This is a genomic window from Actinokineospora sp. NPDC051303 (assembly GCF_055586285.1).
The window spans coordinates 102,683-117,336 of record NZ_JBVJIN010000004.1 but is presented as its reverse complement, the minus strand read 5'-3'; the positions used below and the strand labels follow the sequence as shown (position 1 = coordinate 117,336).

7 protein-coding genes are annotated in these 14,654 nt (G+C 72.6%); 1 reads left to right on the top strand and 6 read right to left on the bottom strand.

The window, feature by feature from the left end:
* The first annotated feature begins 10 nt into the window (after positions 1-10).
* Positions 11-1,186 (top strand): ATP-binding protein, encoded by a 1,176-nt coding sequence (locus tag ACZ6SD_RS04925; protein WP_465315581.1) that lies wholly within the window; start codon positions 11-13, stop codon positions 1,184-1,186.
* Positions 1,187-1,412: 226 nt separating this feature from the next.
* Here the strand turns inward: ACZ6SD_RS04925 and ACZ6SD_RS04920 are convergent, their stop codons facing one another.
* From ACZ6SD_RS04920 to ACZ6SD_RS04895, 6 genes are all read right to left on the bottom strand, one after another.
* On the bottom strand, positions 1,413-3,509 hold the full coding sequence (locus ACZ6SD_RS04920; RefSeq protein WP_465315580.1) for a hypothetical protein: 2,097 nt from the start codon (positions 3,507-3,509) through the stop codon (positions 1,413-1,415).
* On the bottom strand, positions 3,506-5,395 hold the full coding sequence (locus tag ACZ6SD_RS04915; RefSeq protein WP_465315579.1) for a P-loop NTPase family protein: 1,890 nt from the start codon (positions 5,393-5,395) through the stop codon (positions 3,506-3,508). The genes ACZ6SD_RS04920 and ACZ6SD_RS04915 overlap by 4 nt, the downstream gene beginning before the upstream one ends.
* Positions 5,396-5,440: 45 nt before the next feature.
* Positions 5,441-6,370, bottom strand: a complete 930-nt coding sequence (locus ACZ6SD_RS04910; RefSeq protein ID WP_465315578.1) for a hypothetical protein — start codon at positions 6,368-6,370, stop codon at positions 5,441-5,443.
* The gene (locus ACZ6SD_RS04905; RefSeq protein ID WP_465315577.1) at positions 6,371-8,593 is read right to left on the bottom strand and encodes a hypothetical protein; all 2,223 of its coding nucleotides are present in this window, start codon (positions 8,591-8,593) and stop codon (positions 6,371-6,373) included.
* Complete coding sequence (locus tag ACZ6SD_RS04900; protein WP_465315576.1) at positions 8,590-11,754, bottom strand: tubulin-like doman-containing protein; 3,165 nt, start codon at positions 11,752-11,754, stop codon at positions 8,590-8,592. The genes ACZ6SD_RS04905 and ACZ6SD_RS04900 overlap by 4 nt, the downstream gene beginning before the upstream one ends.
* A 100-nt stretch (positions 11,755-11,854) precedes the next feature.
* Complete coding sequence (locus ACZ6SD_RS04895) at positions 11,855-14,344, bottom strand: VWA domain-containing protein (protein ID WP_465315575.1); 2,490 nt, start codon at positions 14,342-14,344, stop codon at positions 11,855-11,857.
* Between the last annotated feature and the right edge of the window lie 310 nt (positions 14,345-14,654).

Below are 14,654 nucleotides of genomic sequence, written 5' to 3'. Positions count from 1 at the left end.
GAGGCGGATGGTGAGCGCGCTTACGGTCGTTCCCGACAGCTTGCACTCCGGTGGGTCGGTGCCCACCGAGGTGACCAGCTACGTGGGCCGTGTCCGGGAGCTGGCGCAGGGCCGCGGACTCCTGGCCGAGGCCAGGCTGGTGACGTTGGTCGGGTCCGGCGGTGTCGGCAAGACCCGGCTGGCCGGGCGCATCGCCGCGGCGGCCGCGGCCGAGTTCGACGGCGTGGTGTTCGTGGAGCTGGCCGAGCTGCGCGATCCGGCGCTGGTCGCCGACGCGGTGGCGAGCCGGTTCGGGCTGCGCGACCGGTCGGCCCGCGCCAGTGTCGACGCGCTGGTCGAGCACCTGCGCGACCACGCGACGCTACTGGTGCTGGACAACTGCGAACACCTTGTTGACGCATGCGCCGCGCTGGTCCGCGAGCTGGTCGCCCGGTGCCCTCGGCTGCGGGTGCTCGCCACCAGCAGGCAGTCGCTGGGCGTCGCGGGCGAGCGGGTGCAGCCGGTGCCGCCGCTGTCGGTGCCGGACCGGCAGGTGCGCTCGCCAGCCGAGTTGCTGCGCTCGGAGGCCGTGCGCCTGTTCGTCGACCGCGCGAAGGCCGTGACGCCGTCGTTCGCGGTCACCGAGGACAACGCCGCCGACCTCGTGCGGCTGTGCAGGCACCTGGAGGGGCTGCCGCTGGCGATCGAGCTGGCCGCGGTGCGGACCCGGGCGCTGTCGGTGCGCCAGCTCGCCGAGCGCCTGGTCCGGCGGCTGCCCGCGCTGATCAACGGCCCGCGCACCGCCCCTCGGCGCCAGCAGACGCTGCGCGCGACCGTCGAGTGGAGCCACGGCCTGTGCTCGCCCGCCGAGCGGCTGGTGTGGGCGCGGGCGTCGACGTTCTCCGGCGCGTTCGACCTCGACGCCGCCGAGCACGTGTGCGGCGGGGCGGGCGTCACCCCGGCCGAGGTGCGCGCGCTCATCGACGGGCTGGTGGACAAGTCGGTCCTGATGCGCGAGGAGGAGAACGGCGTCCCCCACTACCGAATGCTGGAGACCCTGCGCGAGTTCGGCGCCGAACAACTCGACCGACACGGCGACCGGGCACGGGTGGCCCGCCTACACCGCACCTGGTACGCGCGGCTGTCGGCCCGGTTCGCCCAGGAGTGGGTGCGCCCCGACCAACTGCGCTGGGTACGCGGACACTAGGCCAGGATCCCGAACCGCCGAACCCGCAAGCTGAACACCCCTGCGCAACTCCGGCACCCAGCAACTCGAACAGCACGGCGACCGGGCACGAGTAGCCACCTACACCGCACCTGGCACACACGACAATCGGCCCGATTCGCCCAGAAGTAGATGCGCCCCGATCAACTACGGTAGGCGGGCGGACACTAGGTCGGGCCTCGACGGGGTCCGGAGTGGCCCTCTGGCGTCAGGACACCGGAACCGGCACGTCGGCCCCCCACGTCCGGTCCCGCGTCATCTCGTCCCCGCGCTCGGCGCGTCGGGTCAGGTCGTCCTGGGCCGTCGCGGGCACTACGACGGCGACTAGTTCCGGCCGCGCTCCTGGCTTGGCCGGTGGGTTTGGGCGCGTGTCGCACCGCCACTGCTCACGCGAACCGGTCGCCCGCACACAGGGCGCCTGCGGGTAGTAGGCGTCGCCGACTACGACGAACGCGAAGACCCACTGGTCCGCGCCCGGTGGCGGCACGATGAGCGCGGGCCCGCCCACCCCGCCCGCTGGGCTCCGCGGGCTCCCGGTGTCCGCCGTGCCGGGGTCCTCCGCGCCGCCAGGGTTCGTCGTGCCGGGGTTCTCGGCGCCGGGGTTCGCCGTGCCGGGGTTCCCGGTGGCCGCTGTTTCCTCCGGTTTCGGCGCGGGCGCCTGTCCGTCCAGTGTGGACAGCGACGGCGCGGTGGCCGCCGCGCCGGACTCGCGGGCCTCGGCAGAGCGGCTGCCCGCCTGGCAGCCCAGCATGAACACCAGAAACAGCACCGCGGCCACGGCCAGCGAGGCGACGAGGAAAAAGTGCTTTCCGCGGCGGGCCGCCCGCAGTGTCCGCGCCACCCGGTTCGCCGGGAGCGGCTTGGGCGGTCGGCCGCCGTCGGTCCACCGCTTGACCGCGGCGGTGAGGATCTGCTGGACGCCCTGCTTCTGCGCGCCCGCGCCCAGCATCGCCGCGAGCTGTTCGGACCGGCTGCGCTCGACCAGCACCGCGGCGTGCTCCTGGGCGGTGAGGTCGCCCTTGAGGTCGCCGAACTCGTGCCCGTAGACCGCGTGCAGGAACGTCCGCAGCAGTTCGTCCAGGGCGTTGACCTCGACTTTCTCGGCGATCCGGTCGACGGCGGCGATGTCGAGCGCCGCGCGCAGTTCGGTCCGCTGGGCCGGTTTCAGCGCCGCCAGCGCCGCGAGTTCGACTTGGAGTCCGGCCAGGTTGTCCGCTTCCAGCAGGTTCCCCACGAGGTCCCCCGAGCGGCGCCGGGGCCGTGGCGGGCCGACCGGCTGCTGCCCCGGCTGACCCCCGACCGGTTGCTGGCTGTCTGGCTGCTGGTAGTCCGGCTGGTTCTGGTGCTGCTGCTGATAATCCTCCTGTCGGTCATAACCCGGCTGGTTGTAATCCGGCTGGTTGTAATCCGGCTGCCGATAGTCCTGTCTGACGCGCGGCGGGGCATACGCGGTGTCGCTCCGGCGGCCCGCGCGGGCGATCTCACGCGTCGGCTCGGGGACCGGGGGCGCGCCGCGCAGCAGCCGGGCCACGAGGTCGGCGGCGACCGTGGTCAACTGGCTCCCGGTGGCGGTCGGCTGGTCGATGTTGACGACCGTGCGGCGCGCGACCCCGCCCGCGGGAATCGCGGGCAGGAACACGATTTCCGGCAGATTGGTGATGCTGTCCTCATGGCGCTTCTCATAGGTCGAGAACGACCACCGCTTGGTCACCCCTTCGGCCATGCGGAGGTGTTCGTCCGCGGCGGCGCGCAGTCCCCACACCATCGCCAACCGGTCGCCGTCAGGGCAGCCGAGGATGCTCAACGGAAGGTCCGGTCTGTCCAAGAGTCGCGTGAGGACGGTGACCAGCGCGGATTCCAGCCCCGCCGCCCGCGCCCGCAGCCTGTCGGTCCCCAGACCCGCGATCCTCACGAGGTACTGCGTCTCGACGGTGTTCATCCACATGCTGCCGTTGTCGCTGTCCTTCCAGCCCGCGTAGTTCTCCAGGCCGAGCGCGAGCGAAACATCCAAGGTGGCGGCAGAGCCGATCAGCACGTGCGCGTTCCCCCGGCCCTCCGAGTAACCGATCGCGACTCGGCGCACGAGCGCGGCGGTCGCGCCGTCGTCAAAGAGCACATAGGACAGTGCGCTCGGCGGCAGCTCCGTGCCCTGGACCGGTTGCAGCCGGACATGGTCCTTGAGCCGCGTGCGCCAGATCCCATCCTCGATGCCGCTGGAGCGGGACAGGATGGTGTGCGCGCGCTCATCGTGCGACCAGCCGAAGAACACCTGCTGGAGGACCTCCTCTGGCCGGGGCTCGGTCATGGCATTCCCACCTTCTCGGCTTCCGGGCCGGTGATCATTCCGGTCATCGCGAGGATCGACACCAGAGGTTCGAGCACCCGGGTCGGGCGGAACCCGTGCGGAAAGTGCTTTTTGGACTTCTCGTCGTTCGGATCGACGCGCACCGCGTCGCCGCCGCTGGCCGAGACGAAGTGCAGGGTGCACCGGGTGAACGCGCCGAACGGGCCGAGCGACGCCCCGGCGCCGACGTGGTGCAGGTAGGCGTAGACGTCGCGACTCTCGGCGCGGATTCTGGCCGCGTCCACGGCGCGCTCGTCGCCGCGGTGCAGCCACCGGTCGGCCGGGGGGACGTACCGCAGCCGGTCGGCCTTGGTCACCGCGATCGCCGCGGGCAGCCCGCGCCCGCGCAGCCGTTCGACGGCCAGGGCGAACGACTGGTTCTCGCTCTCGGCCACCCGGCCGACCTCCAGCGGGTCCTCCGCGGCGTGCACGAAGATCACCGCCGTCGCCCCGACCAGGAACCGGGTGGCCCGGTTGCGCGCGTCGGTGCTTTCCAGGTCCTCCCCCGCGACGTCGAAGAACGTCACCGGGCGCTGCCCGCCGGGGCCGCGCAGCAGCAGGATGTCGGCGGCCTCGACCATGCCGGTGTCGGTGCCCGCGAGCGCGCCGCCGTCCTCGAACGGCTTGATGAACTGCGTGCGGAAGTGCTTGTGCCTGCGGAAGTCCAGCGCCGCCGCGGTCACCCCGTGCGCGATGAGCCCATTGCCGTAAGCCTGCCGGATCATCGCGGTCAGCAGGTGCGTCTTGCCCGAGTCGGGGGCGCCGACCAGGCCGATCACCAGCGGGTCGCCGTAGCTGGCGTAGGTGGCGGGCAGGTAGTGCTCCGCGGTGTCCCCCGACGGGTTCGGGCACTCCCGGTAGGCCTTGCGCTCCAGGTCGGCCAACTTCATCGCCGACAGCGACGCGGTGTTGACCAGGTCGTAGCTGTCGTTGTCCTCGTCGTAGACCGCGAGGGTGCGGTCGTCCGGCCACTCGAAGTCGTCGGCGCAGATCGGGCAGCGCAGCCGCCGCCCGCGGTTGGCGTTCTCCCGAATCGGCTTCATGGCCGGAACGCCGCGTGGCAACCGGGCGACGAGATCGCTCGCGACAACGGCCGACAGACGCCCCGCGACCGGCGGCCAGTCGAAGTTGACGACCGTGCGGCGCGCGACCCCGCCCGTGGGAATCGCGGGGAGGAACACGATTTCCGGCAGATTCGTGATGCTGTCTTCATGACGCCTCTCGTAAGTTGAGAATGACCACTTCCGGGCGACTCCTTCAACCACGCGGAGGTGTTCGTCCGCCGCCTCGCGCAGTCCCCACACCATCGCCAACCGTTCGTCGTCAGGACAACCGAGGATGCTCAACGGAAGATCAGGGCTGTCCAAGAGTCGTGTGAGGACGGTGACCAGCTTGGGTTCCAGTCGCGCGGCCCGCGCGCGCAGCTTCCTGATCTCCGGGGCCGCGACCGACGCGAGATAGGACGTCTTGATCGTGGCCATCCACAGGTTGCCATCGTAAGTGGTCTTCCACCCAGCCCAATGCGCCAAGCTGAGGGCGAGCGACACGTCCAGGGTGGCGGCCGAACCGATCAGCACGTGCGCGTTCCCCCGCCCCAGCGAGTAGCCGACCTCGACTCGGCGCACCAGCGCGGCGGTCCTGCCCTCGTCAAAGAGCAAATAGGACAGTGCGCGCGCAGGCGACTCCGCCCCCTGAACCGATTGCATCCGCACGTGGTCCTTGAGGCGCGTGCGCCAGATCCCACCCTCGACGCCATCTGAGTGGGGGAGGATCGTGTGCGCGCCCTCGTCATGGGACCAACCGAAGAACACCTGCTGGAGAACCTCCTCAGCCCGGGGCTCGGTCACGGCATTCCCACCTTCTCGGCTCCGCGCCGGTGATCATTCTGCGGGTCATGCCAGCACCATCCCGACGATCACGGCGGTGACGAAGACGATCGCGACCACGAACGGGAAGATCCATCTGGCGCGGCCGACCGGCGCGGGCGGGGGTGGCGTGACCGGTGCGGGCGCGCGTTTGCCCTGGCTGACCTGCTCGAACAGCTCGCGGCCTGGCGCGAGGGCGGCGTCGGGGTCGGTGAATGGCGGCATCCGGTTGTCCGCGCGCAGTTTGGCGAGCAGTTCGCCCGCGTGCGGCCACGCTTCCACCGGGTTGTCGAAGATCGGGTCGAGCAGGGCGCGTAGCCGGTCTGGGTCGTGGTGGCGGTCCGGTGGCGCCACGCCTAGGTGGAGCCTGCGCACGAGCAGCGCGGCGGCCCACAGGTCGTCGCGGGCGTCGACGGTTCCGCGGCCCGCGCGCCGGGTCTCGCCGACCCGCTCCGCTGACTCGAAGTCGACCAGTTGCAGCCGCCCGCCGTGCCAGCGGACCGCGTCCATGCCCAGCGCGCCGTGCGCGACCCCGGCCGCGCCGGTGAGCTGCACCGCGCGGAACAGGCCCTGCTCGAACTGCCTGCGGGCGGCGTCGTCGAACCGGGGGACCAGGCCTGCCGCGGGCTCCCCCAGGTACTCGTGCAGCAGCACGAACGGCTCCTCCGCGTCGATGTTGTAGGCCGCCAGGCAGGCCAGTTCGGGCGGGAACCGGTCGCCGTAGACCTGCCCGAGCCGGGCGCCCGCCCGGATCTCGTTGTCCAGCAGGTCGTAGAGCCGGGGGTTGCGGCTGCCCGCGGCCTTGGACACGAACTTGCGCACGAACGTCCGCCCGTTCACCCGGACGAGCCGCTGCTCCAGCACCGACCCTGGGGACAGGAACTCGTTGAGGTCTTCCATGGTGATCTCGCGCAGCACGCCGGAGACGAACCGGCAGCGCACCACTTCGGCCGCCATCTACCGCACCCCGCCCAGCACCTGGCGCACCGACTCGGGCCGCAGCGGCAGCAGCCGCAGCGCGCCGACGAAGTCGCCGTCCGGGCTCCACACGATCCCGGGGGCCACGGCTGCCTCGCGGTGGGCGCCGTCGAGGACCCGCCGCAGCCGCTGCGGCGCGAACCGGATCAGCGCGGGCTGGGCGGCGGTGCTGAGGTAGCCGAGTTGCCCGCCGCGGCACAGCTGCGTCATCTCGCCGTCCACTTCGGCGCGCAGCGCGGCCGGGGCGGCTGGCGACTCCGACCACAGCCGCGCCATCAGCGCGTCCCGGGGGGCCGGGTCGCGGCTGAGCCGGGTCGCCGACATCAGGCCGTCGCGGCGGACGTCGGCGCCGTACTCGCCGAGCAGGCGGTCCAGCCGCTGGGCGTACACGCCGTCGGGGGTGCGCAGGGCGGCTTCCGCGGCGGGCCAGGCCGGTTCGAGCGCGGCGCGGCACACGTCGACCAGGTCGCCGCGGACGACGGCGTAGAGCTCCTGGGGGACCGGCCGGATCAGGTGCACCGGCCCGTCCGGGGGCGCCGCGGGGCGGGGGGCGATGAACAGCCGGTTGCCGGTTTCGGCGAGGGTTCCGGCGATCTCGTCCAGGCCCGCGGCGACCTCAGCTGCCGCCACCGCGAGGGCTCGCCGACGCCGCATCGGCGCCCACTCGCGGGCGGTCGTCTCCTGGGCGAGCCGGGTCAGCTCCTCGACGGCGCGGTGCAGCTCGGCGAGGGGCAGCGCGGCCCGCCAGCGGCGCACCGCCCAGTGCCAGCTCACGGCGACCGCGCCCACGCTCACCAGGACCACGAGCACGGCCAGCAGCTGGCCGGTCAGCGCGGAAGGCGCCCACCGCCCGGTCCGCGCGGCGTTGGCGAGGGCGACCCCGACCACGACGCCCAGCAGCGCGGGCGGCGAGTAGACCAGCGCGGCCGGGCCCAGCGCGGGCCGCAGCCCGACCTCGCCGTCGGCGTCCGGGCGTCTGCCCAGCAGCAGCCAGCCCGCGCCGAACCAGCCCGCGGCGAGCAGCCCGCCCGCCAGCGCGCCGGACCAGCCGGGGCCGAGCAGGAGCGCCAGGGCGGCGCAGCTGAGGAAGACCAGCGGCAGCAGTTCCAGTTCCAGCGGCCACCGGCGGAACGCGGGCATGGCCAGGCCGAGCGGGCCGCGGGCGCGCACCCGGTCCAGCGCGTCCGTGCACCCCTGTGGTCCGCTCTTGGCGGCCACCAGCCGAAGCTCTTGGGCCAGCGCGGGCAGCGCGGCCCCGTCGGCGAGCCGGGCGTCGACGGCGTGGCGCAGGTCGGCGGCGATCTCGCCGCCGTCGGCGTCCCGGGGCGCGCGGACGCCGAGTTCCATGACGTCCTCGACGGCGGGCCGCCCGACCTGGAGCTGGCCGTCCATCCGGTTGAGCAGTTCGGCGATCACCCGGCGGTAGTTCTCCACCGCCTGCCCCGCCCACACCACCTGGCGGCCCAGGGTCTCGGTCGGGCGCGGCGAGCCGAACAGCGCCTTGGGCGTCCCGAGTTCCCGGGCCAGCCCCTCGATGTGGGTCAGCCTGCGGAACGCCTCGACCTGGCCGGCTTGCACGGGCCCGGACAGCACCGCGCCGTCCCGGTCGCCCGCCGGGGCGGACTCCCGGATCGCGGCGACCAAGTCGTGGGCGGCGGACTGATCGGCGGCGCACAGCGACCGGACGGCCGCGGCCCTGGCCTCGGCGAGCTCGACCGGGTCGGCGGCGTTGGACACCAGCCGGATGCCCGGGTTGGCCGCGCCGCCGGACAGCTCCTCGGCGACGGCGACGACCTGGTCGAACAGCGCGGGCACGCGCAGCGCGGCGATCAGGTCGTCCAGCGCGACCCCGGACCGCTCGACCGGCCGGGGCGCCGAGCGCTCGGGCGCCCACTCCACCCCGACCGGGTCGCCGACCCACAGGACCGTGGCGTGCCGCAGCGCGGGCGGCACGGTGAGCACCACGCCGTCCGACCCGCCGGGCACGTCGGCGGGCGCGGACTCGCCGACCGCGACGCACACGACGGCGGTGACCATGTCCCCGCTGAGCAGCGACAGGTACGTCTCCGCGTGCTCGACCAGCGCGTCGGCGTTGTCCACGACCAGGACCCCGCCCGCGAGCGTGGCCGGGCCGGTGTTCGCGAGGACACTGTCGGCGTCCTGGTCGCGCAGGTCGAGCAGGACGACCTTGGCCGTGTTCATGCCGCGCCGTCACCGCCCAGGTCGCGCGCGCCCAGGTTCCGCGCGAAGTCGACCTGCTCGCGCAGGTCAAGCAGGTTCTTCTGGGTGTTCCCGACGGGCTGGCGCAGCGCGGCGGGCAGGGTCCGCGTCCAGAACTGCCGGAACACGGCGAGCTGCGGGTCCTGGCTGAGCACCCGGTGCTGCTCGGCTTCCTTGATCTTGAGCAGTTCGCCTTCGGCGAGGTCCACGACGGCGGCGAACTCGGGCGCGGGCGGCGACGGCGACCGGTCGGCCCGCGCGGGCATGCTCGCCATGAGCCGGGCCGCGAGGCTGCGCCGGGTCGGGTTGTCGTCGGTGATGACCCACCGCTCATACGCCTGTAGCACGCTGGCCCACGACGACAGCGCGCCCAGCGGGGTCAGCTCCAGCTTCATCGACACCGCTTCCCGGCTGCCCAGCTCCACGGTGATGTGGTCGGGGCTGGCGAGCCTGCCGGAGATGGCGACCTTGCCGTCCCAGGCCGCGCAGAGCAGCCGGTGCAGCACGTGGCCGCGGTCGGCCTCGTCCATGAGCAGGTAGTCCGAGTCCTGGCTCAGCCGCCGCCGCCAGGCCAGCGTGTCCTGCGGCTGCGGGTCGTGCTGCGCCCGTGCCCACAGCTTGATCACCCGGCGCAGCTCGGGCACCTCGGTGACGCCCATCGAGCTGCGGTTGAGCACCACGACCATGGCGTCGGCCTGCACCGCGCGGAACTCCGGCTCGCCGACCAGGTCGACCGGCAGCGCGACCTCGCGGCGCAGGAACCGCTCGATGTCGTCGTTCTCCTGCGCGGCGGGGTAGGTGAACAGCGCCTGGAGCGGGGCGTGCCCGTCCGGGGCGAACCCGCCGGGGACCAGTTCGGCCAGCTTCTGCCGGAACCGGATCAGGTCGCTCTCAGTGACGCTGTTGTCCCGCCGCTGCACGGCGTTGACCAGCAGGTCCTCCATCCTCGGCACCAGCGCGGGGCGGTTGCGGTCGCCGGGGCGCACCTGCTCGGCGACGGCCTGCTTGATCCGCTGCCGGACGTCGGCGACCGCGGCGGCCGGGTCCTGGCGGCCCTTGGCGAACGCCTCGGCCCAGCCGTCCTGGCCGAGCAGCAGGTTGAGCACGTGCCCCTCGTTGGCGTTGGGGCCAAGGTGCGGGGACAGGTCTTCCTTCAGTCGCGCCAGCACGCTCTGGTAGAAGCCCTCCAGGCCGCGGTCCTCGGCGGGCAGCAGGTAGGTCACGCCGACGCGCGACTTGTAGAGGTCCTTGGCGCGCTGGTCGAACTCCAGCGGGTCGTTGCGGGCGTGCGCGAGGAACTGCTCGTGCACGGCCCGGAAGTCCTCGATGAACGCCTGCCACGGCCGGTTCCACAGCCGGTGGCTGTCGTTCCAGGCCGCGTTCCAGATCCGCCGGGTTTGCCAGGCGTACCAGGCGTTCTGGAGTTTGAGCACGGCTTGGACCGGCTCGACGTCGATGCGCAGCCGCTGGAGGAGTTTCTTGGGCAGGCTGTTCGGCAGCGGCGGGCCCGCGTTGTTCAGGCCCGGCGGCGCGGCGGGCGGGGTGCGCCAGCCCTCCAGCAGCGCCCGGAAACCGCCTTTGTCCAACGGGTCGGTGAAGTCGCGGTGCCCGAACACGGTGCGCTGCAAGCGGAACAGGTCCAGCTCGCGCAGCAGCACCGCGGCGGCCTCGGCCGGGTCGAAGTCCTGCGCGAGCGTGGCGATCGGGCCCCCGAGCGCTTCCCGGCCGCGCTCGATGTTGGCGGCCATGACGTTGGCGCGCTCGGTCAGCGCCGCCACGACCGGCCCATAGCCGACCGGGTTGCCCAGCGCGGGGAGCCCCACGGGGGTCGCCTCCAGCAGCCGGTCCAGTCCGGCTGCGGTGATGAACTTCCGGATGTGCGCGCGGTTGCTTTCCGCGGCGCCCGGCGGGACCTGCAACTCGGTGACCGCGTTGGCGAGCAGGTGCGAGGCGACCACGTCGGTCAGCTCCAGCAGCGGCGTGGTCAGCGCGGCGACCGCGCTGGTGGTCACGCCGCGGCGGCCGACGCCGGTGTCGGCGGTGGCGTGCCGGTCGACCTTGCTGTTGATGAACCCGTCGGCGAAGGTCTGGTACGGCCGGTTCGCGCCGTCCTCGTCGTCGTCCTGGTCGGTCGGCCCGGCCCCGATCAGCGAGGTCATCAGCGAGACCATCGAGCGGTTGAGGTCGTCGCGGCGGACCCCGCCGACCGGGCGGCCGAACAGGAACGCGGTCTGCACGGTGTTCGGCCGAAGCTGGACCTGGCCCAGCTTCGGGTAGCGGACCGAGACCGCGCCGTGCGTGCCCTTGTCGTCCAGCTCGTCCGGCGAGCCCTGGGCGTTCTGGTCATCGATGAGCCGGAACAGGTCGACCAGGGCCGCGCCCGCGTTGAGGTCGGCGGGCCTGCCGCCGCCTTGGCCGTCGTCGAAGGCCGACGGCATGAGCACCAGCGGGTAGATCTCGGCTTCCTTCTGCCCCTGCCGCATCAGCTCGCCGATCAGGTGCAGGTAGTCGTAGAAGATCCCGCTGCCGGTGCCGCCCGCCACGGAGAACACCACGAACACGATCACCGGGTCGACCCGCTGGGTGCGCTTGCCGCTGACCACGAACAGGTCGCCCGCGGACTCGTTGATCGCCGCGATCGCGTTCTTGATCGCCAGCAGCGCGGTGTCCGGGTTGCGCCGGATCGTCTCGAACAGCACGCCCCGGCCCACGGTCGGCAACTGGCCCGCGCCGCGCAGCAGCGGCCCGATCCTCGGGTCGCTTTCCTTGGCGGGCAACCAGCTGATGGTCTCCTCGTCGGTGTTGATCCGCAGGCTCTGCGCGACGTCGGCCGAGTTCGCCAGCCGCGCGGGCACCAGGTCGAGGATCTGGTGCATCGTCTTCTGCGCCGCCTGCTCGTGCTCGCGGCCGGGCACCACTTCCCGGCGCACCCGCTGCAATTCGGTGGCGCTGAGGTCGGCGTAGACGAACTGGAGGCACGACGGAAGCTGGTAGGGCAGGTAGTTGGGGTTCTGCATGTCCGCCTGCAACCGGGTGCCGTCCGGGCCGCACAGCTCCTCCCGCAGCCGCTTCTCCAACTCGGCCCCGACCTTGCACCCGGTGCCGCCGAGTCCGACGAACAACATCGGCTGGTAGATCCTCATGACGTGGTCGTCCTCACGCTCGCTGGCCGGGTGGCTGGGTGGCTGGGTGGCTGGGTTCAAGTCTCATGTGGACACTCGCTGGTGGGATCTCGGGCGCCTGTCAGCCGAAGGGGTTGTCGGGGTCGTAGGGGTCCCGGCTCGCGCCGCGCCCGGAGCCGAACCGGTCCGCGCCGAACGGGTCCCCGCCGAACGGATCGGCGCCGTGACCCGGGGCCTCGGGACCGTGGGAATCGGGAGCGCGGGAGTCGGTGCCGAACGGGTCGCCGTTAGGCGGTGTGGCGCGGTGCCCGCCGCCTGCCGAGCCGTTGCCGAACGGGTCGGCGTACGAGCCCGCGAACGGGTCGGCAGGCGGCGTGGCCACCTGCTGGGTCCGCGCCGCCGAACTCGCAAACCGGTCCATAGTGGACGTCCCAAAGGGATCGTCGGGCGGCCCGGGCGTCGTCCGGCCGTCGACCGCCCGGGTGGCGTCGAGGATGGCGACGGCGAGGTCCCCGCCGATCTCGCGGCGCTCCCCGGGGGCCAGGACCACCGGCGGCGCGCCCGGCGCGGTCAGGCTGACGCCCTGGCCCGCGCGTCGGACCTGGTACGCGTCGGCCTCGCCCGGCCCGGCGTGCCGTAGCTGCGGCCCGGTGAAGTCGGTTTGCACGACGAACCCGAAGACCTTGCTGTTCGGGTCGCGGGGCACCAGCTCCCCGGCGAGGGAGCCGTTCCGCCAGAGCTGCGCGGTCAGCCCGCGCGCCTTGGCCGCGTCGCGGCGGGCACGCGCCTTGACCGCCAGCCACGCCAGCCCGATCAGCGCCAGCGCCAGCAGCGAGATCCACAGCCAGGAGTACTTCTCGATAATCCCCGGCTCCGGGGTGACCTCGGCGGAGAACAGCCGCTCGGCCACCACGACCGCTGGGTCCGCGTCGTCCACCAAGCGCAGCGTCGCCCCGCTCGTGCCCAGCGCGGTGTCCGCGCCGAACCGCAGGGCGAACGGGAAGTCGGTCGCCCCCGGGTTCGCCTGCACGATGGCCGGATCGACGGTCAGAGTGGTCCCAGGCACGGCGTCGGCGACTTCCAGCCGCAGCCGGGCGGGCCTGCCGGAGTTGTTCAGCACCGACACCGTGCCGGTGACCGTGCCACCCGGCGTGACACTCGCCCGGTTGACGTCGAAGAGGACCTGCGCCGTGATCGCGGCGGCGCTCTTGAGCACCTTGGCCGCCAGCACGCGGGTGTCGCCGCCGACGCCGATGCCGGTGACCTCGCCGGTGTAGGTGAGTTCGCCGGAGGCGTTGTCCGGCACCTTGAGCTGCCCGGTGAACGTGCCGTCGCCGTCGGCGTCGGCGAGGGTGACCCGCTGCGGGGCGAAGCCCGAACTGCCGGTCATCGTGGTGACGAAAGTGAGGCCCTGCAACGTCTGCGGGTCGGTGACCGCCCGGTTGCGGGCGCGCACCTGCATGCCGACCTCGACCGTCTGCCCGGCGGCGGGCTGCGGCGGCGTCGCGGTGAGGTACGCCTTCACGGCGGCCTGGTAGACCACGGTCGCGGCCACGTCCTGGGCGGGCACGTCCGCCGAGGACAGCCGGATGGTCCACCGCCCGGGTTCGGGATCGGTGACCCGGACCGATTCCGTCGAGGTCGTCTGCCCGGCGAACTCGAATCGCGTCCCGCCCGCGGCGGGCGCGGGCCGGTCGGCGTTGGGGGCCCGGTACTCCACCTGCACCCGCGCGTCGCGCTTGTAGACGACGATGGACGCGTCGCTGGCCACCGAGGGGATGTCGACGTGCAACTCGACCGAGCCGCCCTGCGGGACGCTGCCGGTGTCCAGCGGGCCGTACTTGACGCAGCTCGCCGAGCTGAGCGCGTTCGACACGGCGGCGAGGAGTTCGGTCGAGGTGGGCACGACCCGCTCGTGCGGGTTGGGCGCCGCGGGCGTGCAGCTGGCGCCCTTGGCGAATCCACGCAGCGCGCCGATGTCCACCGCGCCGAAACCCAGTGGCCACACCTGGGCGCCCGCCCGGTCCAGGTCTCCCAGCACTTCCTGGGCCTTGGCCGCGGCGGCGCCGTTGCGCCGCTCGGGAGTGTCGCCCCAGGACGGGCTTTGCGAGACGTCGAGTTTGCCGTCCGTCAGGAGGAACACGACTTTCTTGTCCGGGCCGTCCCCGTTGACGAAGGCCAGCGCCTGCTGGAGGGCGGCGACGTGGTCGGTGCCGTCGCCTTCGGCGTCGGTGCGCTTGCGCAGGCCGTCGACGCACTTGGCGAGCGCGTCGCGGTTCTGCGGCGCGTCGAGCCGGGTCGGCTGGCACACCACGTCGACCGCGCTCTGCCCCGGCCGCTCCGAGCTGCCGAATCCGACCACGGACACGACCGAGCCGGGGGCGAGCGCGCTGAACACGATCGTCCGCGCCGCCTCCTGCTCCTTGACGAGGTCGGCGTCGTTGATGCTGCCCGACTCGTCCACGAGCACGACGATCCGCAGCGGCGGCAGTGTGGCCGCCGGTTCCTGCGCGACTCCGGTCGCCGCCGTCGCGGGGGCGAGCAGTGCCGCGACGGCGAACGCCGCCGCCAGGAGAACTCGTCGGTAGGTTTTCTTTCCGCGCCATGCCATGCGGTTGCGCCAATCCACGTTCGCTGCTGCCAACGACTCTTCCAGCACTTCTCGGACGTCGGGTATCGCCAAGATCGACCCCCGGCCGCATTCCGTTACACCGAAATGGGGGAACGTTCCGCTCTTGTGTCCGCTCACCGGTAACAGTACAGGCAGAACAGAAGGAAACCGGCAAGAACGGGACACGTCAAGCATTCGTCCGAGGATCGACCGATGCCACCGATGTGACAACTGGTCACATTTCCGACGTCAGCAGCGAATACCGTGTCAACCCTTTCCAGTATTTGTCCTGTTTTTGTCAGATTGACTG